This window comes from Cupriavidus sp. C1SS-2L (genome assembly GCF_057073735.1).
On the sequence record NZ_CP172708.1, the window covers coordinates 2,646,081 to 2,671,586 of the forward strand.

The 25,506-nt window shown below is 65.3% G+C and carries 25 protein-coding genes; 15 read left to right on the forward strand and 10 right to left on the reverse strand.

The annotated features are described in order from the left end of the window. The first annotated feature begins 88 nt into the window (after window positions 1–88). From acnA to ACIGJG_RS12270, 3 genes are all read left to right on the forward strand, one after another. Window positions 89–2,794, forward strand: a complete 2,706-nt coding sequence (gene acnA / locus ACIGJG_RS12260) for an aconitate hydratase AcnA (RefSeq protein ID WP_483672399.1) — start codon at window positions 89–91, stop codon at window positions 2,792–2,794. 228 nt (window positions 2,795–3,022) lie between these two features. Next, window positions 3,023–3,163 carry a hypothetical protein gene (locus ACIGJG_RS12265; RefSeq protein ID WP_166487010.1) on the forward strand — a complete coding sequence of 47 codons (141 nt, stop codon included), beginning with the start codon at window positions 3,023–3,025 and terminating at the stop codon, window positions 3,161–3,163. 99 nt (window positions 3,164–3,262) lie between these two features. Beyond that, window positions 3,263–4,465 (forward strand): DUF2863 family protein, encoded by a 1,203-nt coding sequence (locus ACIGJG_RS12270; RefSeq protein WP_011298484.1) that lies wholly within the window; start codon window positions 3,263–3,265, stop codon window positions 4,463–4,465. 71 nt (window positions 4,466–4,536) lie between these two features. Here the strand turns inward: ACIGJG_RS12270 and trmB are convergent, their stop codons facing one another. Then, window positions 4,537–5,214, reverse strand: coding sequence for a tRNA (guanine(46)-N(7))-methyltransferase TrmB (gene trmB, locus ACIGJG_RS12275; protein ID WP_041679664.1), 678 nt, complete (start codon window positions 5,212–5,214; stop codon window positions 4,537–4,539). 161 nt (window positions 5,215–5,375) lie between these two features. Here trmB and ACIGJG_RS12280 point away from each other — a divergent pair, with 161 nt between their 5' ends. Then, window positions 5,376–6,971, forward strand: coding sequence for an ABC transporter substrate-binding protein (locus ACIGJG_RS12280; protein ID WP_011298486.1), 1,596 nt, complete (start codon window positions 5,376–5,378; stop codon window positions 6,969–6,971). Window positions 6,972–7,011: 40 nt separating this feature from the next. On the opposite strand, the gene ACIGJG_RS12285 is transcribed toward ACIGJG_RS12280, so the two are convergent. From ACIGJG_RS12285 to ACIGJG_RS12295, 3 genes are all read right to left on the reverse strand, one after another. Further along, window positions 7,012–7,884: a class I SAM-dependent methyltransferase gene (locus ACIGJG_RS12285; RefSeq protein WP_181184508.1), complete on the reverse strand. Its 873-nt coding sequence runs from the start codon at window positions 7,882–7,884 to the stop codon at window positions 7,012–7,014. Window positions 7,885–7,955: 71 nt separating this feature from the next. Beyond that, a complete protein-coding gene (locus ACIGJG_RS12290) occupies window positions 7,956–9,098 on the reverse strand; it encodes a PLP-dependent cysteine synthase family protein (RefSeq protein ID WP_483672402.1) in 1,143 nt (380 codons plus the stop codon). A 132-nt stretch (window positions 9,099–9,230) separates the two neighbouring features. Next, window positions 9,231–9,911: a lipocalin-like domain-containing protein gene (locus ACIGJG_RS12295; protein WP_235679762.1), complete on the reverse strand. Its 681-nt coding sequence runs from the start codon at window positions 9,909–9,911 to the stop codon at window positions 9,231–9,233. A 24-nt stretch (window positions 9,912–9,935) separates the two neighbouring features. Between ACIGJG_RS12295 and ACIGJG_RS12300 the strand changes: the two genes are divergently transcribed. Together ACIGJG_RS12300 and ACIGJG_RS12305 are read left to right on the forward strand one after the other, a co-directional pair. Beyond that, window positions 9,936–10,304 carry an ArsR/SmtB family transcription factor gene (locus ACIGJG_RS12300; protein ID WP_011298490.1) on the forward strand — a complete coding sequence of 123 codons (369 nt, stop codon included), beginning with the start codon at window positions 9,936–9,938 and terminating at the stop codon, window positions 10,302–10,304. Then, window positions 10,301–11,383: an SRPBCC domain-containing protein gene (locus ACIGJG_RS12305; RefSeq protein ID WP_220630916.1), complete on the forward strand. Its 1,083-nt coding sequence runs from the start codon at window positions 10,301–10,303 to the stop codon at window positions 11,381–11,383. Before ACIGJG_RS12300 ends, ACIGJG_RS12305 begins: the two co-directional genes overlap by 4 nt. Before the next feature lie 15 nt (window positions 11,384–11,398). Here ACIGJG_RS12305 and ACIGJG_RS12310 read toward each other — a convergent pair whose 3' ends face one another. From ACIGJG_RS12310 to ACIGJG_RS12320, 3 genes are all read right to left on the reverse strand, one after another. After that, window positions 11,399–11,902: a DNA-deoxyinosine glycosylase gene (locus ACIGJG_RS12310; protein WP_011298492.1), complete on the reverse strand. Its 504-nt coding sequence runs from the start codon at window positions 11,900–11,902 to the stop codon at window positions 11,399–11,401. A gap of 90 nt (window positions 11,903–11,992) precedes the next feature. After that, window positions 11,993–13,894, reverse strand: coding sequence for a molecular chaperone HtpG (gene htpG, locus ACIGJG_RS12315; RefSeq protein ID WP_011298493.1), 1,902 nt, complete (start codon window positions 13,892–13,894; stop codon window positions 11,993–11,995). A gap of 128 nt (window positions 13,895–14,022) precedes the next feature. Further along, window positions 14,023–15,561 carry an aminotransferase-like domain-containing protein gene (locus tag ACIGJG_RS12320; protein ID WP_011298494.1) on the reverse strand — a complete coding sequence of 513 codons (1,539 nt, stop codon included), beginning with the start codon at window positions 15,559–15,561 and terminating at the stop codon, window positions 14,023–14,025. 84 nt (window positions 15,562–15,645) lie between these two features. Between ACIGJG_RS12320 and ACIGJG_RS12325 the strand changes: the two genes are divergently transcribed. The 8 genes from ACIGJG_RS12325 to ACIGJG_RS12360 all read left to right on the forward strand — a co-directional run bounded on the left by ACIGJG_RS12325 (window position 15,646) and on the right by ACIGJG_RS12360 (window position 21,519). Further along, a complete protein-coding gene (locus ACIGJG_RS12325) occupies window positions 15,646–16,323 on the forward strand; it encodes a VOC family protein (protein WP_011298495.1) in 678 nt (225 codons plus the stop codon). 42 nt (window positions 16,324–16,365) lie between these two features. Next, window positions 16,366–17,079, forward strand: coding sequence for an alanyl-tRNA editing protein (locus tag ACIGJG_RS12330; RefSeq protein WP_011298496.1), 714 nt, complete (start codon window positions 16,366–16,368; stop codon window positions 17,077–17,079). 5 nt (window positions 17,080–17,084) lie between these two features. Beyond that, the gene (locus tag ACIGJG_RS12335; RefSeq protein WP_011298497.1) at window positions 17,085–17,723 is read left to right on the forward strand and encodes a LysE family translocator; all 639 of its coding nucleotides are present in this window, start codon (window positions 17,085–17,087) and stop codon (window positions 17,721–17,723) included. A gap of 25 nt (window positions 17,724–17,748) precedes the next feature. Continuing rightward, window positions 17,749–18,741: a DMT family transporter gene (locus ACIGJG_RS12340; RefSeq protein ID WP_483672403.1), complete on the forward strand. Its 993-nt coding sequence runs from the start codon at window positions 17,749–17,751 to the stop codon at window positions 18,739–18,741. Window positions 18,742–18,752: 11 nt separating this feature from the next. Next, entirely contained in the window at window positions 18,753–19,208 is a 456-nt protein-coding gene (locus ACIGJG_RS12345) for a RidA family protein (protein WP_011298499.1), read from the forward strand. A 17-nt stretch (window positions 19,209–19,225) separates the two neighbouring features. Continuing rightward, window positions 19,226–19,555 carry a DHCW motif cupin fold protein gene (locus ACIGJG_RS12350; protein ID WP_011298500.1) on the forward strand — a complete coding sequence of 110 codons (330 nt, stop codon included), beginning with the start codon at window positions 19,226–19,228 and terminating at the stop codon, window positions 19,553–19,555. A 43-nt stretch (window positions 19,556–19,598) separates the two neighbouring features. Further along, window positions 19,599–20,783, forward strand: coding sequence for an aminotransferase-like domain-containing protein (locus tag ACIGJG_RS12355; protein WP_011298501.1), 1,185 nt, complete (start codon window positions 19,599–19,601; stop codon window positions 20,781–20,783). A gap of 91 nt (window positions 20,784–20,874) precedes the next feature. After that, window positions 20,875–21,519 (forward strand): glutathione S-transferase family protein, encoded by a 645-nt coding sequence (locus tag ACIGJG_RS12360; protein WP_011298502.1) that lies wholly within the window; start codon window positions 20,875–20,877, stop codon window positions 21,517–21,519. A gap of 21 nt (window positions 21,520–21,540) precedes the next feature. Here the strand turns inward: ACIGJG_RS12360 and ACIGJG_RS12365 are convergent, their stop codons facing one another. After that, complete coding sequence (locus tag ACIGJG_RS12365; RefSeq protein ID WP_483672406.1) at window positions 21,541–22,188, reverse strand: LysE family translocator; 648 nt, start codon at window positions 22,186–22,188, stop codon at window positions 21,541–21,543. A 375-nt stretch (window positions 22,189–22,563) separates the two neighbouring features. Between ACIGJG_RS12365 and ACIGJG_RS12370 the strand changes: the two genes are divergently transcribed. After that, window positions 22,564–24,240: an L-lactate permease gene (locus tag ACIGJG_RS12370; RefSeq protein ID WP_011298504.1), complete on the forward strand. Its 1,677-nt coding sequence runs from the start codon at window positions 22,564–22,566 to the stop codon at window positions 24,238–24,240. Window positions 24,241–24,329: 89 nt separating this feature from the next. Here the strand turns inward: ACIGJG_RS12370 and ACIGJG_RS12375 are convergent, their stop codons facing one another. Further along, window positions 24,330–24,860 carry a chromate transporter gene (locus tag ACIGJG_RS12375; RefSeq protein ID WP_011298505.1) on the reverse strand — a complete coding sequence of 177 codons (531 nt, stop codon included), beginning with the start codon at window positions 24,858–24,860 and terminating at the stop codon, window positions 24,330–24,332. Continuing rightward, window positions 24,857–25,414, reverse strand: coding sequence for a chromate transporter (locus ACIGJG_RS12380; RefSeq protein ID WP_011298506.1), 558 nt, complete (start codon window positions 25,412–25,414; stop codon window positions 24,857–24,859). Before ACIGJG_RS12380 ends, ACIGJG_RS12375 begins: the two co-directional genes overlap by 4 nt. Window positions 25,415–25,506 lie beyond the last annotated feature (92 nt).

A 25,506-nucleotide genomic window follows, 5' to 3' on the forward strand; every position in this document is an offset into this window, starting at 1 on the left:
TGATCGCCGTGGCGGCGCACCAAGGGGTCAGGTCCGAGTCAACGCCACTGCATCATTCCTCGCTAGGTTCCTCGATCGGAGTATGGCAATGCCCTACAACCTCAATAAGACGCTAAAAGAATTCAAGATCGGCTCTTCAGGCAACGGCCAGTTCTATTCCCTCCCCCAACTGGGCGAGGAACTGAACGTGGCGATCGAACGCCTGCCGGTGTCGATCCGCGTGGTGCTCGAATCGGTGCTGCGCAATTGCGACGGCAAGAAGGTCACCGAGGAACATGTCCGCCAGCTTGCCAACTGGAAGCCGAACGCGGAACGCGTCGACGAGATTCCGTTCGTGGTGGCGCGTGTCGTGCTGCAGGACTTTACCGGCGTGCCGCTGCTGGCCGACCTCGCCGCCATGCGTAACGTGGCCGAGAAGATGGGCAAGAACCCCAAGCAGATCGAGCCGCTGGTGCCAGTGGACCTGGTCGTCGATCACTCGGTCCAGGTCGACCACTTCCGCGAAAAGAAGGCGCTCGACCTGAACATGCAACTGGAATTCCAGCGCAACAACGAGCGATACCAGTTCATGAAGTGGGGCATGCAGGCGTTTGACACCTTTGGCGTGGTGCAGCCGGGCTTCGGCATCGTGCACCAGGTCAATCTCGAATATCTCGCGCGCGGCGTCCATAAGAAGGACGGCGTGTACTACCCCGACACCCTGGTCGGCACCGATAGCCACACCACCATGATCAACGGCATCGGCGTGGTGGGCTGGGGCGTTGGCGGCATTGAAGCGGAAGCCGGCATGCTGGGCCAGCCGGTGTACTTCCTGACGCCGGACGTGGTGGGCGTGGAACTGACCGGCCGCCTGCGCGAGGGCGTGACTGCGACCGACCTCGTGCTGACCATCACCGAGATGCTGCGCAAGGAAAAGGTCGTCGGCAAGTTCGTCGAGTTCTTCGGCGAAGGCACGGCCAGCCTGGCGCTGCCGGACCGCGCCACGATCGGCAACATGGCGCCCGAGTACGGCGCCACCATGGGCTTCTTCCCGGTGGACGAGAAGACCATCGATTACTTCAAGGGCACCGGCCGCACGGAAGAGGAAATCGCCGCGTTCGAAGGCTATTTCCGAGCGCAAAACATGTTCGGTATCCCCAAGTCCGGCGAGATCGAATACAGCAATGTGGTCAAGCTGGACCTCGGCACCGTCGCGCCGTCGCTGGCAGGCCCGAAGCGTCCGCAGGACCGCATCGAGATCGGCAACGTCAAGAGCACGTTCAGCTCGCTGTTCAGCAAGCCCGTGGCCGAGAACGGCTTCAACAAGGAGCCGGCCGAACTCGATCGCACCTACCAGACCACGGACGGCATCGACGTCAAGAACGGCGACGTGCTGATCGCCGCCATCACGTCCTGCACCAACACGTCCAATCCGAGCGTGCTGCTTGGCGCCGGCTTGCTGGCCAAGAAGGCCGTGGAAGCCGGGCTGACGGTGGCGCCGCACATCAAGACGTCGCTGGCGCCCGGAAGCCGCGTGGTGACCGAGTACCTGACGGCCGCCGGCCTGCTGCCGTACCTCGAAAAGCTTGGCTTCGGCGTGACCGCCTACGGCTGCACCACGTGCATCGGCAACGCGGGCGACCTGACGCCGGAACTGAACGAGGCCATCGTCACGAACGACCTGGTCGCGGCCGCCGTGCTGTCGGGCAACCGCAATTTCGAGGCCCGCATCCATCCGAATATCCGTGCCAACTTCCTGGCTTCGCCGCCGCTGGTGGTGGCCTACGCCATCGCAGGCAATGTCACGCGCGACCTGATGACCGAGCCGGTCGGCAAGGGCAAGGGCGGCAAGGACATCTGGCTCGGCGACATCTGGCCGAGCTCGGAGGAAATCCACGCGCTGATGAAGTTCGCGATGGACGCCAAGACGTTCAAGGGCAACTACGAGCAGGTCAAGAAGCCGAGCAAGCTGTGGGGCGCGATCAAGGGCACCAAGGGCCAGGTCTACGACTGGCCCGCGTCGACCTACATCGCCGAGCCGCCGTTCTTCCAGGACTTCAGCATGGAGCCGTCCGGCGCCACTGCGAGCGTGCGCGGCGCACGCGCGCTCGGCGTCTTCGGCGATTCCGTGACGACCGACCACATCTCCCCGGCCGGTTCGATCAAGGACACCTCCCCTGCCGGCAAGTACCTGCTGTCGCATGGCGTGCTCAAGGCGGACTTCAACAGCTACGGTTCGCGCCGCGGCAACCATGAGGTGATGATGCGCGGCACGTTCGCCAACGTGCGCATCAAGAACCTGATGATCCCGCCCAAGGCCGACGGCTCGCGCGTCGAAGGCGGCCTGACGATCCACCAGCCGACCGGCGAGGAAATGTCGATCTACGACGCCGCCATGAAGTACATCGCCGAAGGCACGCCGACGATGGTGTTCGGCGGCGAGGAATACGGCACCGGCTCGTCGCGCGACTGGGCGGCCAAGGGTACGCAGCTGCTGGGCGTGAAGGCCGTGATCGCGCGCAGCTTCGAGCGCATCCACCGTTCCAACCTGGTCGGCATGGGCGTGCTGCCGCTGCAGTTCAAGGGCACCGACAGCGCGCAGACGCTGGGCATCACGGGCAACGAGACCTTCGACATCGAGGGCATCGAGGGGGATCTCAGGCCGCAGCAGGACCTGGTGCTGGTGATCAACCGTGCCAATGGCGACGTGCAGCGCGTGCCGGTGCTGCTGCGCATCGACACGCCGATCGAAGTCGATTACTACAACCACGGCGGCATCCTGCCGTTCGTGCTGCGCCAGCTGCTGGCCGCCTGAACCGGCTGAGGCAGCACCACGCCGCCCGCCATGCCCGGCCTACGCGCCGGGCGCGGCGGGCGGTTTTCGTTGGTTCCGAAGCGCCCCTCCCATCACCTGGCGCCATCGCCGGCATGTAAGTTCCACGCAAGCCGGGGCTGCCACACTGTCCCTCACAAGAACGGCGCTCAGCGCCCGCGGGACGGTGGTACGACCATCGCTTCCCCACCCATCATGACAGGAGACACCATGGTCAAGATCATCATCGCATTCGTTGTCGTCGCCGGCGCTGCCTTCTACCTGCTCAGCAAGGGCGGCGGCGACGTATCGATGGGCGGCGAGCAGCACGGCACCGAAACCCACGCCCCGGCCGCGCCCTCGCAAAAGTAAGATCGTTTGCAGGAGGTGCCGGCGGTATCGGGCTGGCATCATTCCTGTCGACGCAGCGAGTAGAATACCGTTTTACGCAAAAACGGATAATTTCACTCTATGGCAGGTTTTCGCCCCAAGGCTTCCCCGCGTCTTTCGCCCGATGCCGAGCGACTGGTGGCCGATGCGCTCGCCCTTGACGCATCGGGCAGCCGCATGGAGGACGCATACTGGGAACGGCGGCTCTCGCAACGCCTGGGCCGGCTGCTGAAGAACGGCAGCCAGACCGCGCTTGACGCGGCGCTCGAACACCTGTTCAAGCACAATGCGGATGCCTCGGACGTGCTGGCCGAACAGGCCGAGACGCTGGCCGAATCCGCCATGGTGGAAGTCGACGGCGTGCGCTATGACGCCCTGCTGGTGGCTGCCCCCATCCTCGCGCATACACGTTACGCGATTCCGTCCGGCTCGCTGAAGCCGGACCTCGCGCAGACGTTGGCTGTGCACCTGCAGGCGCATGTGCTGGCCACCGGCACCAAGGTCGCGCTGTCGCCGTACCTGTACAGCATCGACCAGCTGCCGCGCACGCACAGCGACACGTTCGCGCTGACACACAAGCTCGCGGCTGCCGCCCTGAGCGGTACCGTGCCGAAGGTCGACCTGCGCGACCTGCCTGAGACCGCACCGATCCTGGCTGATCCCCGCTACCTGCTGGCGGTGGTCGTCGCTCCGCACGAACAGGCGCTGTTCCGCTGGCAGGAAGATGCCAAGGAGCATCATGCCGAGCGCTCCACCTGCCTCGAGCAGTGGCGCAGCCAGGTGCAGGCCACCGTGGCGCTGCTGCTACCGGGCTGCGAGTTCGAGCTGCTGCTGCCGGATGCGTTCTTCCTGTCCTGCCGCGAGTCCGACAAGAGCATCCGCCCGCTGACCGTGCGCGCGGCCGTGAATTACCTGAGCGGCACGCTCGACGTTCCCGCCGGCCAGCTGGCGGCCGTTGTCGCGGCGTTCGGCGAGGAAGTGGTGGAAGAGTACCGTGTCGGCTTCACGATGCGCGGCGAGAAGGATGTGATCTACGGCATCGTCTGGCCCGTCTACGGCCGCGAAGCCGGCGAAGTCGATGCCGACGAAAAGGGCAACCCGCTCGAACAGATCTGCGAGGAACTGCGCAATGCCGGCGTCGAAGACATCTTCCGCCACGCCGCACTGTTCGATCCCGAGTACTGCGAAGACTGCGGCACGCCGCTCTATGCGGACCGCAACGGCGAGATCGTTCACGCCGAGCTGCCCGAAGATGCGCCGACACAGCAGCCGCTGTTCCACTGACGCGGAACGGCGCCACGGCGCCGCTTCAGCCCCATGCAACGGCCCGCACTGCGGGCCGTTGTGCTTTCCGCTTACCGCTGGGCTACGCAGCGCCAGAGGCCATGCCCTGAAGCCGCATACTTGCGCTCGAACGGCGTCATGGCGGTTTCAGGCTGCCACGCCTCGGTCACCGACGGCCGGCCCAGCATGCCCAGCGCCGTTACGAATTCGTCGACATAGACCTTCCAGTTGCTGCGGCACTCGAGATAATCGCCACAGGCCGCCAGCGCGGGAAAGACCGCATGCCCTTGCCAACGCCGACCCAGGTGGCCGATTTTCGGCCAGGGATTGGGATAGAGCACATAGTGCCGCGCCACCGGCACGCCATACTCCTGCAACACGCGCCACACATCGACCAGATCGGCCCGCGCCCAGCAGAAGTTGCCCGGTATCGGCGCGTCACCCCACCAGTCCTTGCCGGCGCCAAGGCGCTTTTCCGACTGATCCACGCCAATCACGAAATGGTCCGGGAAGGCCGTGGCCAGGCGCAGCGTGCTTTCGCCCACGCCGCAGCCTGCGTCGAGGATCAGCGGCACGTTGCCGGCTTGCCGCCAGCGCGCCAGCGCCTCGTCCAGCGCACGCCGGCTCACCTCGCCGATCGGCTTGCGGAACGGCTCGGCAAGATGGCGCGTCACACGCGCCGCGAGATGTTCGTGGATGTCGGACTGCGCCGAGACAATGGTGGGGGAATTGGCAAACATGGCCGCCATTTTACCGGCGCCAATCAACCGCATCTGATCGGAAAGCCTGCAGGGATGTCGTTTTGCCGGCACAATGCGGGCAAATTGCCTGACAACCGCTTGAGAACAGCCCATGGCCGCGCGCCCTCCTCGCCCGCGGCCGCCCGGGCCAGCATGAGGAGCCTAGCGCCATGAATTCCCGCCGCCCGTCCATCGTTTCCGGAGTCGCCCGCACCGCACTGCTGTGCGGCGCCTTGTTCGCGTTGTCGCCGGTTGGCAGCGCATACGCCGAAGACCTGCGCGTCGGCCTGGCGGCCGATGTCACCTCCATGGACCCGCACTGGAACAATGCCGGGCCGAACAATGCCATCGCGCTGCATATCTTCGAGTCGCTCGTGTTCATGGACAAGAATGCACGCTATATCCCGGGGCTCGCGCTGTCGTGGAAGCCCGTCAACCCGACCACGTGGGAAATCAAGCTGCGGCCGAACGTCAAATGGCACGACGGCTCGCCGTTTACGAGCGCGGACGTCAAGGCATCGCTCGAGCGGCCCGAGAAGCTGACCAACAGCCCCGGCTCGTTCACGAGCTACACCAAGCCGATCGCGCGCATCGACACGCCCGACGCGCTCACGGTGCGGCTGACCATGAACGTGGCCAACTATGCCAACCTGGCCAATGACCTGAACAGCGTGCCGATCATGCCGAAGAAGGTCGCCGCGACGCTTACGCAGGCCGATTTCGATTCCGGCAAGGCCATGATCGGCACTGGCCCGTTCAAGTTCGTGCGCTTCGCCCGCGGCCAGGAAATTGTGATGGCGCGCAATCCCGACTACTGGGGCGCCAAGCCTGAGTGGGATCGAGCCATCTTCCGCATCATCACCGACAACGGCGCCCGCACCTCCGCCCTGCTCGCCGGCGATGTCGACGTGATCGAAAGCGTGCCCGCCGCCGACGTGGCCAAGCTCAAGCAGAACCCGAAATTCCGCATCGAGCAGACCGTGTCATGGCGCACGATCTTCTGGCAGATGGACCAGTCGCGCGACAACCCGCCCTACGTCACCGACAAGGCCGGCAAGCCGCTGGGCAAGAACCCGTTCAAGGATGCACGCGTACGCGCGGCAATCTCCAAGGCCCTCAACCGCGACGCGATCGTCAGCCGCATCATGGAAGGCCTTGCGGTGCCGGCCTCTTCGCTGGTGTCGCCGCAGATCTTCGGGCACCCCGGCACCAAACCCGACGCCTACGATCCGGAAGGCGCGAAGAAACTGCTCGCCGCCGCCGGCTATCCGAACGGTTTCGGGCTGACGCTGCACGCAACCAACAACCGCTACCTGAACGATGCCGCCGTGGCGCAGGCTACCGCGAGCATGCTAACGCGCGTAGGCATCCAGACCAAGGTGGAAACCTTGCCCGTGGCCGCGTACTTCACGCGCGCGCGCCAGGGCGATTTCTCGTTCGAGATGCTGGGATGGGGTTCCGCCGCCGCCGACGTGGCGCTGCGCTCGATCGCCGGCACGCCTGACCCCAAGACCGGCTACGGTACGTGGAACTGGGGCAAGTACAGCAATCCGCAGTTGGACAAGCTGATCGAGAAATCACTGACCACCGTCAGCAGCGACAAGGCGCGCGAGGATAACGCCAAGGCCGCCGCGAAGTTCGCGCTGGACGACCATGCGGTCATCCCGTCGCATAGCCAGCTCGCGATGTGGGCGATGAAGACCGGCCTGAAGTACGAGGCGCGCACCGACGAATGGTCGCTGGCGCAGTTCTTCCACAAGCAGTAACGGCCGCGAGCCCGGAGCCTGGCTCCGGGCAGCGGACCGATCAGATCACCAGCTTTTCTTCCTGCCGCGCATTGGCGGCACGCAGCTTCTTCACCCAGTCACGCGCCGGCAGCTTGGTGTTTGTCTCTACCACGTCGGCGCGCGCTTCCAGCGTTTCCCACGACACATCGATCGCCGGGCCGTTGAACGCGAGCGCGATGACGTTGCCGTCGTGCACCTCGGGGAACACCAGCACGCGGTTGTCGAAGGCATCGCAGATGCGTTCGATGTTCTTCGGGAAGCTGTCGTGATCGCCGAACAGGTTGATAGTCATCACGCCCGGCGCCTTCAGTGTGCGGCGGCAGGCGCGATAGAAGGCCGTGGTGTCCAGCACCGGGCCGCGTGCCGTGGCGTCGTACAGGTCCACCTGCAGAGCATCGACCGAAGCCGTGCTCGCGGCATCCATCACGTAATCCCACGCGTCCTGCTCGCGCACGCTAAGGCGCGCATCGTCCTCGCGCAGGCCGAACATGCTGCGGCCGGCAACGATCACCGCCGGGTTCAGCTCGACCGCGGTCACGCGTGCCCGCGCGAAATGCCGGTGGGAGAACTTGGTCAGCGCCGCCGCCCCGAGTCCGAGCTGCACGACGTGAAAGTCCGGCGCCGATGGCGACAGGAACAGCAGCCAGGCCATCATCTGCTGCGCGTATTCGAGTTCGATGGCATCGGGCTTGCGCAGGCGCATCGCACCCTGGACCCATTCGGTGCCGAAGTGCAGGTAACGCACGCCATCCATCTCGGAAAACGTGACGGGGGCAAAGCGCGGCGTCATGCGCTTTTCTTCCTTGGCCGGGCGTTCGCCACGAGTCCGGGTGCCGCGCGCGGGGCGGCGCGAGGCGACGGCCTCGATCGATTTGCGTTTCAGTAGGGTCATGTCTTGCTTGTTCGGGCGGGCTGGACGCAGCCAGCGCAGGAAAGCCGCGATTGTGACAGAAACGCGCGCGATCATTGTCCTGCGCTGCCGGGAATGCCGGAACCGGCCTCTGCCAGCCCGGCCACCGCGTGCGGAGTCAGCACCGGCTCGCCCTTGACCGCACGCCCGATCAGCGCATCCGCGACATCCACGGCAATGCGCTGCTCCTGGTACCAGTCATCGTCGTAATACGTCGTCGCGTACCGCTCGCCGCTGTCGCAAAGCAGCGTGACGATCGCGCCGGCCTGCCCCGCCGCGCGCATGCGTTGCGCGAGGTACAGCACGCCGACAAAGTTGGTACCGGTCGATCCGCCTACGCGCCGCCCGAAGCGTTGCGCCAGATAGCGCATGGCCGCAAACGAGAGCGCGTCGGGCACCTTGAGCATCGCGTCGACGCACGTCGGGATAAAGGAGCGCTCCACGCGCGGGCGGCCAATGCCTTCGATGCGAGAGCCCGTATCAAGCGTCAGCGCCAGGTCCGGCTGGCCTTCCAGGCAACCCTGGAAATGGTCGAAGAACACCGAGTTCTCCGGATCGGCGCACAGGATGCGCGTCTGATGCCGCCGGTACGCCACGTAGCGGCCGAGCGTCGCTACCGTGCCGCCCGTGCCCCCGCTGGCCACGATCCATGCGGGCACGGGGTGCGCCTCCTGTGCCATCTGCTTGAAGATGGACTCGGCAATATTGTTGTTGGCCCGCCAGTCCGTCGCGCGTTCGGCGTAAGTGAACTGGTCCATGAAGTGCCCGCCCGATTCGCGCGCGATGCGGTGTGACTCGGTGTAGATCTCCGACGGATTGGCGACGAACTGGCAGCGCCCGCCGTAGAACTCGATCGCCTCCACCTTCGCGCGCGAGGTGCCGGCAGGGATCACCGCCACGAATGGCAGTCCGAGCAGGCGCGCGAAATACGCTTCCGAAATCGCGGTCGAGCCGCTGGAAGCCTCCACCACTGTGCTGCCTGCGTGCAGCCATCCGTTGCACAACGCGTAAAGGAACAGCGAACGCGCCAGCCGGTGCTTGAGGCTGCCGGTCGGGTGGCTCGATTCGTCCTTGAAGTAGAAACGGATATCCGGATAGCCCGGCAGGTCCAGCGGAATCAGGTGGGTATCGGAAGACCGGTTGAAATCGGCCTCGATCCTGTGGATCGCTTCGTGGGTCCAGTCCGAATGCGGCATGGCACTTCCCCCGGTAAAACTGCAGATGGCGGGCCGGGCGGCAGGCGGCCCGGAACTGTGGGGCGAGCCGTCATCGTACAGGAAGTGCCGTGGCGTTCCACTACAGCAATGCCGTGGTGCCTCTCTTCATCATCATCTGGCGCGCTTCAACACCACCTCACCCGAACCGCCGCCAGAAGCGGCCGGCGTGGTCCACCGCAATTCATCTCCCGAAAGGACGAACGGTCTTCGTTGCTCGACACCGTTCCAGTTCGGAAAAGTACTAGAGTCGATGCGAAAGGTGATGGTCTTGTCGGCCTCGTTGACGACATACGTACCAAAGTGCGCGATCGAACCTTGCGCGACGGCGCGATACTCTTCCGCACTGCCTTTCATTCGATCGTTAGATGCGTACTTTGGCAGGTCGCCGCGCGCATTGACCAGCGCGTAGTGACCACGACCGTCAAAGATCACGAGACCATGGGGGTTGGGCCCGTACATTGGCGTGCGGCTTCCGTCTGAGCGGACGGTATCGACTGAGACATAGGTCCACGCGCCAGCCAGTTGGTCCAGCGACTGTTGAGCCAACGCAGCGCCAGACTGCAGCGCGAGTCCCAGGAACACCATCCGCAGGATGGTGGAACCGCTATGGATGCATTTCATGGTTCGCCTCGTGGAAGCATCGCCCCGTGTCAGGCCTTGCCGGTACAGCGCGTCACCGGCAACGCTGGCCAACCTACTCGTCTCGTGGCATGCGCTCTGTTCGCTTCCCGACAGTTCGGCGTAGTTCACCGCCTCCACGAACCACCAGATGTAACAGCCCTTGACCTTCATTTAACCAATGCGTTAAATGACATCATGCCAAACGCAGACGACCCGCTCTCCACCATCTTCGCCGCCCTGGCCGACCCGACGCGACGCGCGATTCTTGCGCGGTTGTCGGAGAGCGACGCTCCGGTCAGCGAACTGGCGCGGCCGTTCGACATCTCCGCCCCGGCCATCTCCCGTCATCTGCGGGTGCTGGCCGATGCCGGGCTGATCGAGCGGGAAATCAACGCACGCTGGCGCATCTGCCATCTGCGCCCCGGCGCATTGCGCGATGCGCATGGCTGGCTGGAGACCTATCGCCAGCTTTGGGAAGGCAATCTCGACAGGCTGGTGGCCTTCGTCGAGCAAACGGAATCCGAGACCGCTGTTACCCATCGAAAAAAGGGGACCAAGTCATGACCCAAGCCGCAACGTTTCATCTGGAGATGACCCGCCAGATCCGCGCGCCGCGCGAGCGGGTGTTCGATGCATTTACCGACCAGGCCGCGCTGGCTGTCTGGCATTGCCCGCGCGGCATGCAGGTGCGGGAAGCCAGCGCCGACGCGCGCCTGGGGGGCCGCTACCGGCTTGTGATGGGCGCGAAGGACGGCGAGCAACACATCGTCGGCGGCGAGTATCAGGCCATCGATCGTGCCAACTTCCTGGCGTACACGTGGCAATGGGAAGGCAGCGAACTACCGGCCGGCGTGCGCACGCTGATCGAGATCACGCTGACCGACAAGGATGGCGGCACGCATCTGCATATGCGCCATTCCGGCTTCCCCGACGCAGCCACGCGCGATTCGCACGACAACGGCTGGCAATCGGTCTTCAACAACCTCAGCGACTATCTGGATGCCGAAGGCAGCGCCGGCACGCTGACCGTCTACGGCGATGCGCGCAGCACCTACGTGCGCACGGTGCGCCTGGCGCTCGAAGAGAAAGGCGTGCGCTACACGCTCAAGCCGGTCCCGCCGCATAGCGACGAACTGCTGTCCCACAACCCGTTCGGCCGCATTCCCGCATTCAGCGACGGCCCGATCGATTTCTACGAAACGCGCGCCATCCTGAGCTACATCAACGAAGTCTTCGGTGGCCCGAACCTGATTCCGCAGACCGGCCCAACTGCCCGCGCACGCTGCGAGCAGTGGATCAGCCTGATCAACTGCCACGCTTACGATGCGATGGTGCGCCGCTACGTCTTGCACTATGTGTTCCCTAAAGGCAAGGACGGCCAGCCCGATCGCGCGGTCATCGATGCGGCACTGCCCGATATCGAAAAGCAGCTCGATGTCCTGGAGCAGGCATACGGCGGACGCGATTTTCTGGTCGGCAATGCCTTGTCGATGGCCGACCTGTTCTTCGCGCCGATCGTCGAATACCTGGGGCGATTCCCCGAAAGCGCGGCGATGCTGGAAACGCGGCCGAATATCCGGCACGCTCATGCGATCATGCGTGCGCGGCCGAGCTATGCGGCTACGCAGCCGGAGTTGGGATAGGCAGCCGGGTGAATGTCAGCGCGACCCGGCAGGCAGCCACGTTTGCAACGCCTGCCAGGCGCTCAGCTTTTCCCCGTAGGACCTGGTGTGCGCAGGGCTGCTGGAGGGCAGCCTGACGATGTGATGGCGATCGCCATGCTCGCGCAGTGCTTTCAATCCAATACGCTCGGCGGTACCGCCGTTGAACGCAATCACGGCAAGGCTCGGCAGCGAATCGATCAGGCCGATCAGGTCATTGCCGGCGTGATCGCGGATGTTGCTGTCGAGACTGCCTTCGCGCTTGGCTTCGGCCACGACATCCCACAGGCCGATGTGGTGAGCCAGCAGTGTCTGCAGGCGCAACGGGTAGTCCATCTGCACCAAAGCTTCGCCGATCGTATCGCCAACGAGGCGCCAAAACTGATTCTGCTTGTGCGCGTAATACTGGCCTTGCGCCAGCGACGCCTCCCCCGGCAGGCTTCCAAGAATCAGCACCCGTGTTTCGGCATCGACTACAGGAGGAAAGCAGCGCTTCAGCATCGTCAATCGACTTCAGTTGTATCCTTCTCCTTCACGCAGGCCAGAAGCAAAAAAGGGCCGGTCGCCCGGCCCTTCTCTTCACGCCTATGTTCAGGCCAGCAGCTTGTTCACACGCTGCACGTAAGCGGCGGGATCATCCAGCATACCGCCTTCCGCGAGCAGTGCCTGGTCGAACAGCACCAGCAGGCGGTCATTGAAGCCGTCGCCTTCCGGCAGGTCGCGCAGCTTCTTCACCAGCGCGTGCTCGGGGTTCAATTCCAGGATCGGCTGGGCGTCCGGCGCTTTCTGGCCGGCCTGCTTCAGCAGGCGCTGCAGGTAGCCGCTCATATCGCCTTCGTCCGAGACCAGGCACGATGCCGATGCGGTCAGGCGCAGCGTCACGCGCACGTCCTTGGCCTTGCCTTCGAGCACGGTCTTGGCGCGGGCGACCACGTCCTTCCATTCGGTTTCGGCCTTTTCCTGCTCTGCCTTTTCGGCTTCGTCAGCGAGGCTGCCGAGGTCCAGGTCGCCGCGGGCCACGGAGACCAGCTCCTTGCCGTCGAACTCGCGCAGGAACGACAGCATCCATTCGTCGACGCGGTCGGTCAGCAGCAGGACTTCGATGCCCTTCTTGCGGAACACTTCGAGGTGCGGGCTGTTCTTTGCAGCGGCCCAGGTGTCGGCGGTGACGTAGTAGATCTTGTCCTGGCCTTCCTTCATGCGGCCGACGTACGCAGCCAGCGATACGCTCTGCTCGGCGTTGTCATTCTGCGTCGAGGCAAAGCGCAGCAGCTTGGCGATACGTTCCTGATTCGCGTTGTCTTCGCCCAGCCCTTCCTTGAGTGCCTGGCCGAACTGCTGCCAGAAGGTCGTGTACTTGGCGCGCTCGGCTTCTTCCTCGCTGTCGGCCAGCGATTCGAGCATCGACAGCACGCGCTTGGTGCTGCCTTCGCGGATCGCCTTGACGTCGCGGCTTTCCTGCAGCAATTCGCGCGAGACGTTCAGCGGCAGGTCAGCCGAATCGATCACGCCCTTGACCCAGCGCAGGTACGACGGCAACAACTGCTCGGCGTCGTCCATGATGAAGACGCGCTTCACGTAGAGCTTGAGTCCGTGCTTGTGGTTGCGGTCCCACAGGTCGAATGGCGCGCGTGCCGGGATGTACAGCAGCTGCGTGTATTCGCTGCGGCCTTCGACGCGGTTGTGCGTCCAGGACAGCGGCGCTTCATTGTCGTGCGCGATGTGCTGGTAGAACGCGATGTACTGCTCGTCGGTAATGTCCGACTTCGGACGCGTCCACAGCGCGCTGGCCTGGTTGACGCTCTCCCACTCGTCGGTACGCTTGTAGGCGCTGGTGTCGGCATCCCACACTTCCTTGGGCATGCGGATCGGCAGCGAGATGTGGTCCGAGTACTTCTGGATGATGCTCTTCAGGCGCCAGGCCGACAGAAAATCGTCCTCGCCTTCGCGCATGTGCAGCGTGATGGTGGTGCCGCGCTCGGCGCGCGTGATGGCGTCGACGGTGAACTCGCCGTCGCCGGTGCTTTCCCAGCGCACGGCTTCGTCGGCGGCCACGCCCGCGCGGCGGGTCTCGACGGTGACCTTGTCGGCCACGATAAAGGCAGAGTAAAAGCCGACGCCGAACTGGCCGATCAGCGCGGCGTCCTTCTGCTGGTCGCCGGAAAGCTGCTGGAAAAATTCCTTGGTACCTGAACGGGCGATGGTGCCGAGGTTGCGGATGGCCTCGTCGCGGCTCATGCCGATGCCGTTGTCGGTGATCTTCAGCGTGCGGGCAGCGGTGTCTGCCTCGATGCGGATGGCCAGGTCGGCGTCGTTCTCGAGCAGGGAGGGATTCGCGATCGCCTCGAAGCGCAGCTTGTCAGTGGCGTCCGAAGCATTCGATACCAGCTCGCGCAGGAAAATTTCCTTGTTGCTGTACAGCGAGTGGATCATCAGGTGCAGCAGTTGCTTCACTTCCGCCTGGAAGCTCATCGTTTCGTGCGGTGCGGACATGGTTCTCCTCTTCGAATCCGGAAAATCAGGGAATGGGGTCTGGCGCGTCGCCAATGCCTCCCGAAATAGGGCCGGCACCGGCGGATTTCAAGACCCCGCTTTCCTGTAAGAGCCGAATCAGTGGCTTGTCAGAGGCGTTCGAGCTGCCGGGACAGGAAATCGAGCATGTCCGGATCGCCGCTACTGGCGACGTTGAAGCGCATCCATCCGGACGGCATCTGCGACGGCGAGAACAGGCTGCCGGGCGCGAACAGGTAGCCTTCCTCGTGCCCGGACGTGGCGATGGCGTTGGTGTCACGACCGGTGTCGGCCCACAGGTACATGCCGGCGTGCTGCCCCGGGAACAGGCGCAGGCCACGGCGCTCCAGCTCGCGACGGGTCTCGTCGCGGGCCCGGTCCAGCCGCCCGCGCACGCGCTCGACGTGCTTGCGGTAGTGGCCTTCGGTCAGCACCTTGTACAGCACGCGTTCGTTGATCTCGGGCGTGGCCAGCCCGGCCAGCAGTTTGCTGTCGGTCAGCGTCGCAGCCAGCTCCGGATGGGCGGCGACGAAGCCGACGCGCAAGTTCGCAGCGAGCGTCTTGGAGAAGCTGCCCAGGTAGATCACGCGGCGAAGCTGGTCGAGGCTGGCAAGCCGCGTCGCGGCATGGCCCGGCGGGCACAGGTCGCAGTAGATATCGTCCTCGACGATCAGGAAGTCGTACTGCTCGGCCATCTGCAGCAGCCGGAACGCCTTGGCGGCCGACAGCGACGTACCTGTCGGGTTATGCAGCACAGAGTTGATGACGAAGAGCCGCGGCCGGTGCGCCTGGACGATGCGTTCGAGCGCTTCAAGATCGGGGCCCTCGGCCGTATAAGGCACACCGATCACCTGCGCACCCTGCGCGGCAAAGCGGCCGAACATCACGAACCAGGCAGGGTCCCCGACCAGCACGGTGTCGCCGGGGCGCAGGTAGAGCCGCGCGATCAGGTCCAGCGCCTGCGTGATGCCCGACGTCAGCACGATCTGTTCCGCCGTGGCGCCGATCTCCAGTTCCTCGAGCCGCGTGCGCAGTTGCTGGCGCAGCGGCAGGAAGCCCTGTGGCGTACCGCTGGCGAGGAAATGGTTGCCGGGCTGGCGGCCGAGCCCGCGCAGCGCACTGGCAATCAGTTCGCCATCGAGCCATTCGTTGGGCAGGAAGCCGAGGCCGGGCGCCTTGTGGGTCTCCGCGGTATGGAACATGCTGCGCAGCAGCCAGGTCACGTCGATATTGCGCGCGGCCACCGCCACCGGCGCCACCGGGACCGCCGACGCCTGCGCCACGCGCTCGCGCACGTAAAAGCCCGAGCCGCGACGCGATTCCAGATAGCCGAGTGCCACCAGGCGTTCGTACGCCTCCACCACGGTGAAGCGGGAAATCCCCTTCTCCTGCGCCAATTGCCGGATCGACGGCATGCGCATGCCCGCGCGGAACACGCGTTCGTCGATGCGCATGCGGGCCCATTCGGTCAGTTGCTCCACCAGCGTCATCTGCGCCGACGGCACCGGGTCTGGCATGCGTTCCGTGCTGCCCGTCGCGCCTGGCGGCACGACCAGCCGCAGGCCACGCGCCGGGGCATCCTGCAAGCCGCCTCCGCTATCCTTGCGCTCTGGCGTGGCCGATGAATCTTGCTGCTGGCTGCCGTCCATGTGGTGCTCCTGCAACTGTACTGAATACGATCGGCATAACTGTACCGGTACTGTACCGACTACCTTGTCTACCATCAAGCCACGATGAAGCTCGCTCTCGATCACCTCGTCATCGCCGCCCAGACGCTCGACGCCGGCACGGAGTACGTCGCCGACGCGCTAGGCATCGCCCCTCAGGGAGGCGGCGCCCATGCGGCCATGGGCACGCATAACCGCGTGCTGGGCCTGTTCGGCGGCATGTATCTCGAGGTGATTGCTGTCGATCCCGATGCCTCGGCGCCGCAACGTCCGCGCTGGTTCGGGCTCGATAGCGACAGCGTGCGCGAACGTCTGCAGGCCGGACCCTGCCTGCTGCACTGGGCGGCCCGCGTCGAGCGGCCCGCCGACCTGTCGCGCTGGCAAGCGCAGTATCCCGACCGGATCGCCCGGGTCATTCCGATGCAGCGCGGCGACCTGCGCTGGCGCATCACAGTGCCGGAAGACGGCAGCCTGCCCGCGTGGCAAGGCGAAGCTGCGAGCGCCGGCGGCGGCCTGCTGCCGAGCCTGATCCAGTGGGATGTGTCCCCGCATCCGGGCGCGATCCTGCCGCGGCAGGATCTGGCGCTGCGCAAGCTCACCGGCCGTCATCCGAATGCCGAACTGCTGCGCCAGGGCCTGGCGTGGCTCGGCGCAGAGCCGTTGATCACGATAGAGCAGGCCGACGGCCCGCCAGTGCTTATCGCCGAAATCGAAACGCCGCAGGGCATCCGCACCCTGCGCTAGAACCCGACATCAACAAGAACAAGACCACGGAGACACCCACCGATGACCGTCACCCGCAAACGCTTCGACGACGATCCCTATCTCGACCATTGCAGCGCCACGGTGCTGGCAGTGAGCGATGCCGGCATCGAACTCGACGAGACCATCTGCTATGCGCGCAGCGGCGGCCAAGCCGGCGACACGGCCACGCTGACGCTGGAGGACGGGCGCACCATGTCGATTACCGACACCGTCTACGCCGACGACCGCGCCCGCATTCTGCATGTCCCCGCGGAAGGCACGGCGCTGCCGCGCGTAGGCGAGCGTGTCACGGTCACGATCGACTGGGAGCGACGCCACCGGCTGATGCGCCTGCACACCTGCCTGCACCTGCTGGGCTCGCTGATCCCCGTGCCTGTGACGGGCTGCGGTATCTCGCCGGATTCGGCACGTATCGATTTCGACCTGCCTGAATCGACGCTCGACAAGGCCGTGCTGACCGAGCAGCTCAACGCGCTGATCCGCGCCAATACGGCCGTGCGCGTTACGCTGATCACGCCGCAGGAACTGGCCGCACAGCCGGAACTCGTGCGCACCATCGGCGCCGCGCCGCCGGCCGGTACCAGCAGCATCCGCATCATCGAGATTCCGGGTGTCGACCGCCAGCCTTGTGGCGGCACGCATGTGGCCAACACCAGCGAGATCGGCGCTGTGGTGGTGACCAAGATCGAGAAAAAAAGCCGCACCAACCGGCGCGTGGTCGTCAATTTCGCCTGACCGCCATGACCGGAGATTTCCTGACCGGCCTGTCGGCCGCGCAATTCCTTGCACTGGTTACGCTGCTGGCGGTGGGTTCGTTCACGCCCGGGCCTAACACCACGATCGCGGCGGTGACAGGCGCGAATTTCGGCCTGCGCGCAACGCTGCCCCATTGCGTGGGCGTGGCGTTCGGCTTTGCCAGCATCCTCGCGTTGTGCGCCGTTGGTGTCGGCGCGCTGATCCTGAGCACTCCGGCACTGGCCACCATCGTGCATATGGCCGGCGTGGGTTACCTGTTGTGGCTTGCGGCAAAGCTCGCGCGCAGCACGGTGCTGGCGGAGAAACAGGTGCTGCGTCCGCTCAATGTGTGGCAGTCGGCCGTGCTGCAGTACGCCAACATCAAGGCCTGGATGATGGCACTTGCCACCGCGGCGTCGTACATGGCCGGCGCCCCATCGCCCGCGCAGCGCGTGCTGCTGGTGTGCACGACGTTCGGCATGTTCGGCTTCGTCAGCAATAGCGTGTACGGCGTGCTCGGGGCATCGCTGCGGCAATGGCTGATGCAGGGCAACCGCGTGCGCTGGTTCAACCGTGCCATGGGGCTGGCGTTGGCGCTGACTGCCGTGTGGATTGCCGTCAGCGTGCGCCCCGCTGCAGCCTGATCCGACTCTCGTCGCCGACACGACCATGACTGCTTCGCACATCAACAACACCTCGCACCCGCCGCATTCCGGCGGCATGCTGCTCGGCTTCATCGGCGTAGCCATCTTCAGCCAGACGCTGCCGTTCACGCGCATGGCCGTGGCCGAACTCGACGCCACCTTTGTCGCCTTGGCCCGCGCCGTGATTGCCGCCGTGCTGGCGCTGGCACTGCTCGGCATGCGCGGCGCACTGGACGCTCGGCGCCGTCCGCGCGGAACCCAATGGGCTCGGCTTGCGGTGACGGCGCTGGGCGTGGTGGTCGGTTTCCCGGTGTTCTCATCGCTGGCCATGCGTGAGGTACCGTCGAGCCATGGCGCCATCGTGATCGGCCTGCTGCCGCTTGCCACCGCGGTGTTCGCCGCATGGTTCGGGCGCGAACGGCCATCCGTGGCTTTCTGGCTGTCGGCCGTCGCCGGCAGCGCGCTCGTCATCGGCTTTGCCGTATGGCAGGGTGCGGGTGCACTGCAGCATGCGGACTGGTATCTGTTCGGCGCCGTGTTGCTGGGCGCGCTCGGCTATGCCGAAGGTGGCAAGCTGTCGCGTGAACTCGGCGGACTTGAAACCATCAGCTGGGCGTTGGTGGTGTCGCTGCCGGTGCTGCTGCCCGTGGTCGGCTGGCTCGGCTGGCGGGACAGCGCCGCGCTTGCCGCCGCGTCGCCACGCGCCTGGCTGGGCATGGCCTATGTGTCGGTGTTCTCGATGTTCATCGGCTTCCTGTTCTGGTACGCGGGGCTGGCAAAAGGCGGCGTGGCGCGTGTCGGGCAGATACAATTGCTGCAGCCGTTCCTGACGCTCGCGGGCGGCGCCGTGCTGCTGGCCGAGCCGCTCGACCCCGCCACCATCGCCTTCGCGGTGGCCGTGATTGCCGTGGTGGCCCTGGGCCGCCGCGCCGCCGTGCAACAAGCGGCCCCCATGACAAATGCGGGCACCGGACCCGCTGCGAAAACTACCCCCGTCCTCACCGAACGCCCTCACTGACAGGAGATCACATGTCCGTTTATGACACCCTTGCACGCCTCGGCGTGGAACTGCCCACCGCCGGCGCCCCTGCCGCCGCCTACGTCATGGCCGCGCAGACCGGCAATACCGTTTTCCTGTCGGGCCACATCGCCCGCAAGGACGGCAAGGTATGGGCTGGCAAGCTGGGCAAGGACATCGACACCGAGTCCGGCAAGGCCGCCGCACGTTTGATCGCGATCGACCTGCTGGCCACGCTGCACGCGCATATTGGCGACCTGAACCGCGTCACGCGCATCGTCAAGGTGATGAGCCTCGTGAACTCGACGCAGGAATACACCGAACAGCATCTGGTCACGAACGGTTGTTCGGAATTCCTGGCTGAAGTGTTCGGTGACAAGGGCAAGCACGCACGCAGCGCGTTCGGCGTCGCGCAGATTCCGCTCGGCGCCTGCGTCGAGATCGAGATGATCGTCGAAGTGAACTGACGGACGGCCGTTCCGCCATGCGCATCGACAACCTGCCTTTCGGCACAACCGACTGGTCCGCCGTCGAGCCCACGCGCCATCCCGGCGAACGGGGCGAGGCGCTGTGGCGCACGCGCCAGTTCGGCGATATCCGGGTGCGGATGGTCGAGTATTCGGCCGGCTACCTCGCGGACCACTGGTGCACCAAGGGGCATATCCTGTTCGTGCTGGATGGCGAACTGCATACCGAGCTGGAAGACGGACGCCAGTTCGTGCTCCGCGCCGGCACGAGTTATCAGGTGGCTGACCAGGCGGAACCGCACCGATCGTCCACGCCGACTGGTGCGAGACTATTTATCGTTGACTGAGCCGCCCGCCAGGCGGCTCTCCCCCAGAGAAAAGAGAAACATCATGACATGGGCCATCTCCCGCCGGGCGCAGCAACTGACCAGCTCGGCCATCCGCGAAATCCTGAAGGTCACCGAGCGTCCGGAAGTCATTTCGTTCGCCGGCGGCCTCCCCTCGCCGGCGTCGTTCCCGGTCGCGGCCATGGAGGCGGCGACGGCCCGTGTATTTGCCGACAATCCGGCCGCCGCGTTGCAGTACGCCGCCACCGAAGGCTACCTGCCGCTGCGCGAGTTCATCGCCAAGCGCCATAACGTTGGCGTGGAGCGCGTGCTGATCACCACCGGTTCGCAGCAGGCGCTGGACCTGATCGCCAAGGTGCTGATCGATCCGGGCAGCAAGGTGCTCGTGGAAACGCCGAGCTACCTTGGCGCGCTGCAGGCGTTCTCGCTGTTCGAGCCGGAGTTCACGTCGGTGCCCACGGACGAGAAAGGCCTGCAGCCGGAAGCCCTGACCGCCGCGCTGACCGCTGGCGCACGCTTCCTGTACGCGCTGCCCAACTTCCAGAACCCGACCGGCCGCCGCCTGCCGCTGGAGCGCCGCCAGGCGCTGGTGGCGCGCGCCAAGGAACTGGGCGTGTTGATCGTGGAAGACGATCCCTACGGCGAACTGAGCTACACCGGCGACCAGCTGCCGACGCTGCTGTCGATGAACCCCGACGGCGTGATCTACATGGGCTCGTTCTCGAAGATCCTGGCACCGGGCCTGCGGCTCGGCTTCGTGATTGCGCCCCCGGAACTGCATTTCAAGCTGTGCCAGGCCAAGCAGGCTTCTGACCTGCACACCCCTACCTTTACGCAGCGCGTGGCCTACGAGACCGTGCGCGACGGGCTCCTCGAGCGCCACATACCGACCATCCGCGAGCTGTACGGAAAGCAATGCAAAGTCATGCTCGACGCGCTGGCGCGCCACATGCCCGAAGGCGTAAGCTGGAATGCACCCGAAGGCGGCATGTTCATCTGGGTGCAGCTGCCGCAGGGCCTGGACAGCATGGCTATCCTGGAAGAAGCGGTGAAACGCAATGTGGCCTATGTGCCGGGCGCGCCGTTCTATGCCAGCAACCCGCAACGCAATACGCTGCGCCTGGCGTTTGTCACGGTGCCGCCGGAACGCATCGAGCAGGGTGTGGCAATCCTCGGCACGCTGTTCCGCGAAGCCATCACTGCGGCATCGCAGGCCCGCGCTGCCTGAAATACCACACTGAGATGCCACACTGAGGTGTAACACTGCAGTGCAACAATGAGGCGAAACAGCCAACGCAAAAGATCAGGGGAGAGTCTTCATGCTGCGGATCTGGGGTCGACTGTCGTCGATCAACGTACAGAAAGTGGTCTGGTGTGCGCGCGAACTGCACCTGGACCATGAACGCGTGGACATCGGCGTCAGCCAGGGCGACCTGGACACCGAGGCCTATGTCCGCTTGAACCCCAACCGGCAGATCCCGGTGATCGAGGATTTCCGGGGCACGGACGTGGGCGGCGAGCCCTTCGTGCTGTGGGAATCCAATGCCATCGTGCGCTACCTGTGCGCGCAGTACGGCGAGGGCACGCTGTGGCCCGAAGACGTCAAGGCGCGCGCATCGGCCGACCGCTGGATGGACTGGCAGACCACCACCTTCAGCCCGGCCATGGTCACTGCGTTCCTGAACATGGTTCGCGTTCCGGCCGAACAGCGCGACGAGGCCGCGATTGCCGCATCGTGCAAGCGCACCGAACCGCTGGCCGCGCTGCTCGACAAGGCGCTGGCCGGCCGCGAGTTCATCGGCGGCGACCGCTTCACGATGGCGGATATTTCGCTGGCCTGCGCGGCGCACCGCTGGATGGGCACGCCGGTTCCACATGAGCCGCGTCCTGACCTGGAGCGCTGGCTGGCTGCCATGCGCGCCCGGCCTGCGGCGGGCGGCATCCTGGAACTGCCGCTGCGTTGACGACGCGGCGGCAAGCCTGCCTCACTTAGCGGCGCGCGATCCCGACGCCGCCGTGAACACACCCAGTCCGATGAAGGCAGCGGCCGTCAGGTAGCGGCCCGCCGCACGCGCGCGACCCGCGCGGCGCAGTGCCGGCATGACGGCAGCTGCGGCGGTCACGTAGCAGATGTCGGTACCGGCCGCGATCAGCACGAAGCCGATGCCCAGCGCAAGGCTCTGCGCCAGCGCGGAGCCGGCCGGGTTCATGAACTGCGGCAGGAAAGCGGCAAAGAAAATGGCCGTCTTGGGATTGAGCAAGGCTACCACGAAGCCATCGCGGAGCACCTGGCGCAATGGCCGTGCCGGCGGCGGCGTGTCCGTGGCGACCGCCGGCGCTGCACGCAAGGTACGGATGCCAAGCCAGATCAGGTACGCGGCCCCCGCGTACTTCACCACCGTAAAGGCCAGCGCCGAGACCGAAAACAAGACCGCCAGCCCGAGCGCCGCGCCGGCCGCGTTACCCAGGTTGCCCAGCGCTACGGCGCCGACCGACGCCAGCCCCGCGCGACGTCCCTGCGCGAGCGTGCGCGTCACGATATAGACCACGGCGGGTCCCGGCGTTACCGCCAGCGCAAGGCTGGCCAGCACGAATGCGCCGAGCAGTGGCCAGGGAGGAAGGAATTCGGGCATGGGAGTCTCCTGCTTCTTTGTTTGTCGTTTTCGCGGTAATGCGGGAAACAGACTACGCAGCGCGTACACGGTTGCCAAGCAACATTATGCGCATTGGCTCGCAGGCATACATTTCTAATAGGCGCCGTTTAGAGTACTCTGCCCCTAGGACAGCACGTGCGCCATGCTGCCCCCCAGGCAAACCCTGATCCCTGAATCCGCTTCATGTATGCCATGACGGGATTTAAGGTGGCGCTGCGGGAACCCATCCTTACAATCCTTGTTCGACTCGCGTGTGCGGTTGACGCCGCACGTCTGTACGCGTTGTACACCGGCAGCCCAGGGCACGTAGATCGCCCGGGACGCCCGAGCCAAACCTGAGGAGGATTATCAATCGTGTGGAGTCAAGTCTATGACCCGCTAGGCAATATGGCGCTGTCGACCATTGCTGCGGGTGTCCCGGTGGCCGTGCTGCTTGCAGCGCTGGCTTTCTTTCACATGCAGGCCCACCTGGCCGCCGGTCTGGCGCTGGTCGTGGGCGTCGTGGTTGCTGCAGCAGTCTTCGGCATGCCGGCAGCCATGGCTGGCAAGGCCGCGGGCCTCGGCATCGTATCGGGTCTCTTCCCGATTGGGTGGATTGTCCTCAACATCATCTTTCTGCATCGGCTGACGACGCTGAACGGGTCATTCAAGGTCTTGCAGAACTCGATCTCCGGCGTGACCGAAGACCGTCGCCTGCAGCTGCTGCTGGTTGCCTTCAGCTTCGGCGCGTTTTTTGAAGGCGCGGCCGGCTTCGGCACGCCGGTGGCCGTGACCGGCGCCATCCTGATCGGCCTGGGCTTCTCGCCGCTGGCCGCCTCGGGCCTGGCGCTGATCGCCAACACCGCGCCGGTGGCCTTCGGCGCGCTCGGGGCCCCGATCATCGGGCTGTCGTCGGTGACGGGCATCGACCAGGTCACGCTGTCGGCCATGATCGGCCGCCAGTTGCCCTTCTTCTCGGTGCTGGTGCCGTTCTGGCTGATCTGGGCCTTTGCTGGCTTCCGCGGCATGCTCGCCATCTGGCCGGCGATCCTGGTCGCGGGCGTGACCTTCGCGGTGCCGCAGTTCCTGGTCTCGAATTTCCATGGCCCGTGGCTGGTGGACGTGATCTCGTCGCTAATCTCGATGGGCTGCCTGACGCTGTTCCTGAAGATCTGGCAACCGAAGGAAGTCTGGACGTCGACCAAGATCCTCGGCCGCCACGACGACTCCAAGGTCGACCACCCCGAGGCACTGGCCGCCGACGCCGCCGCCAGCGCCGCCTCGGCCGGCATCTCGGTCGCCAAGGCCTGGCTGCCGTGGATCATCCTGACCATCTTCGTGTTCGTCTGGGGCATCCCCGAGTTCAAGAAGTTCATGGATAACTTGTGGGCGTTCAAGTTCCCGATCCCGGGCCTGGACAAGGCAATCATCAAGCATCCGCCGGTCACGCCGAAAGAAATCGCCGAACCGGCGGTGTTCCTCTTCAACGTGCTGTCGATGGCCGGCACCGGCATCCTGGTCTCCGCCATTCTCGGCGGCCTGCTGATGGGCTACTCGGTGCCGCGTCTCGTCAAGGAATACTGGGAAACCATCAAGCTGACCAAGTTCTCGCTGCTGACCATCAGTGCGATGTTCGGCATCGGCTACCTGACCCGCTACTCCGGGCTGGATGCCACGCTGGGTCTCGCCTTCGCACAGACCGGCGTGCTCTACCCACTGTTCGGCACCATGCTGGGCTGGCTGGGCGTGGCGCTGACGGGCTCGGACACCGCGTCCAACGTGCTGTTCGGCGGCCTGCAGAAGACCACGGCCGAGCAGCTTGGCCTGTCGCCGGTGTTGATGGCCGCGGCCAACAGTTCAGGCGGCGTGATGGGCAAAATGATCGACGCGCAGTCCATCGTGGTGGCCTCGACGGCTACCAAGTGGTATGGCCATGAAGGCGACATCCTGCGTTACGTGTTCTTCCATTCGATCGCGCTGGCGATCCTGGTTGGGATCTTCGTCACGCTGCAGGCGTATGTGGAGCCGTTCACGCATATGGTCATTCATTAACGAGCCACAACGAGCCGTCCCGCACACCAGGCGGGCGTTTCGCCTGCGCCATGCAGCCCCGCTCCCAGCGGGGCTGTTTTTTTGTCCGGTCAGAGCACGCCAAGTAGGCCCGCCACCCCGCCGAGCCCCACCAGCACGAGCGGATGCACGCGTGTCTTCATCATCAGCAACACCGTCACCACGGTAACCGCGGCGGCGCCCCAGCCGTGGTCGACACTGCGCGCCAGTACCCAGCCCGACGAGAACAGCAGTCCGATCGTCAGCGCCGCCAGCCCGCGCCGGATCAGGCCAGGCCACGTCGCGTGCGGCGAACGGCCCGAAAAATACTCGAACGCGAGCGCGATCAGGCTCGATGGCCCGCACATGCCAAGCATGGCCGCGAGCGAACCGGCGAAGCCCGCGACCTGCCAGCCGAACAGCGAGACGAATAGCACGTTGGGCCCTGGCGCGGCCTGCGAGATGGCATACATCGCCGAGAATTGCGCATCGGTCAGCCAGCCGTTGGCCTCGACCAGGTAGCGGTGCATGTCAGGCAGCGTAGAACTGGCGCCGCCGATCGCCAACAGCGACAGTGCGCTGAAATGAGCAAACAGGCTGCCCAGCACCTCGGCCGCGCTCATTGCCGCCCTCCCCGGTTCGCGCGCCACTCGAGCACCAGCGCAAGCGGTACCAGGACCGCCATCACCGGCACGAGTGGCCAGCGCAGCAGGCCGATGACAAGGAATGCCGCGCCGCCGATCAGCACGGCGCGCGTGGTCAGCGACTGGCTCTGCGCGAGCCGGATCGCGGTGGCCAGCATGAGTCCGGCCGATACCGCCGTCATGCCGGCCAGCATGCGCTGCACGGCCGGCACGTCCTGATAGTGCTGGTACAGCAGCAGCAAGCCGAGCACCAGCCCCATCGGCACCATGACCAGCCCGCTGAACGCCGCCAGCGCGCCACGCCAGCCGGCAAAGCGCAGGCCGAGCATCAGAGCGAGGTTGATGACGTTGGGCCCGGGCAGGACCTGGCCGAGGCTCAGCAACTCGACAAAATCGCGGTCATCGAGCCAGCGGTTGCGCTCCACCACCGCGCGGCGCACGAACGGCAGCACGCCGCCAAAGCCGGACAGGCCCATGCGGGCGAATTCGATGAAGAGGGCGCGGGGAGTAGGAGGTGGGGCGAGGGAGGACATGAGGGGAGAAGGACAGCAACGGCAAGCAACAGCGGCAGCGTTAAATCTGCCGCTGCGGCACTCCCCTCTCCCACGACCGGGAGAGGGGAGAA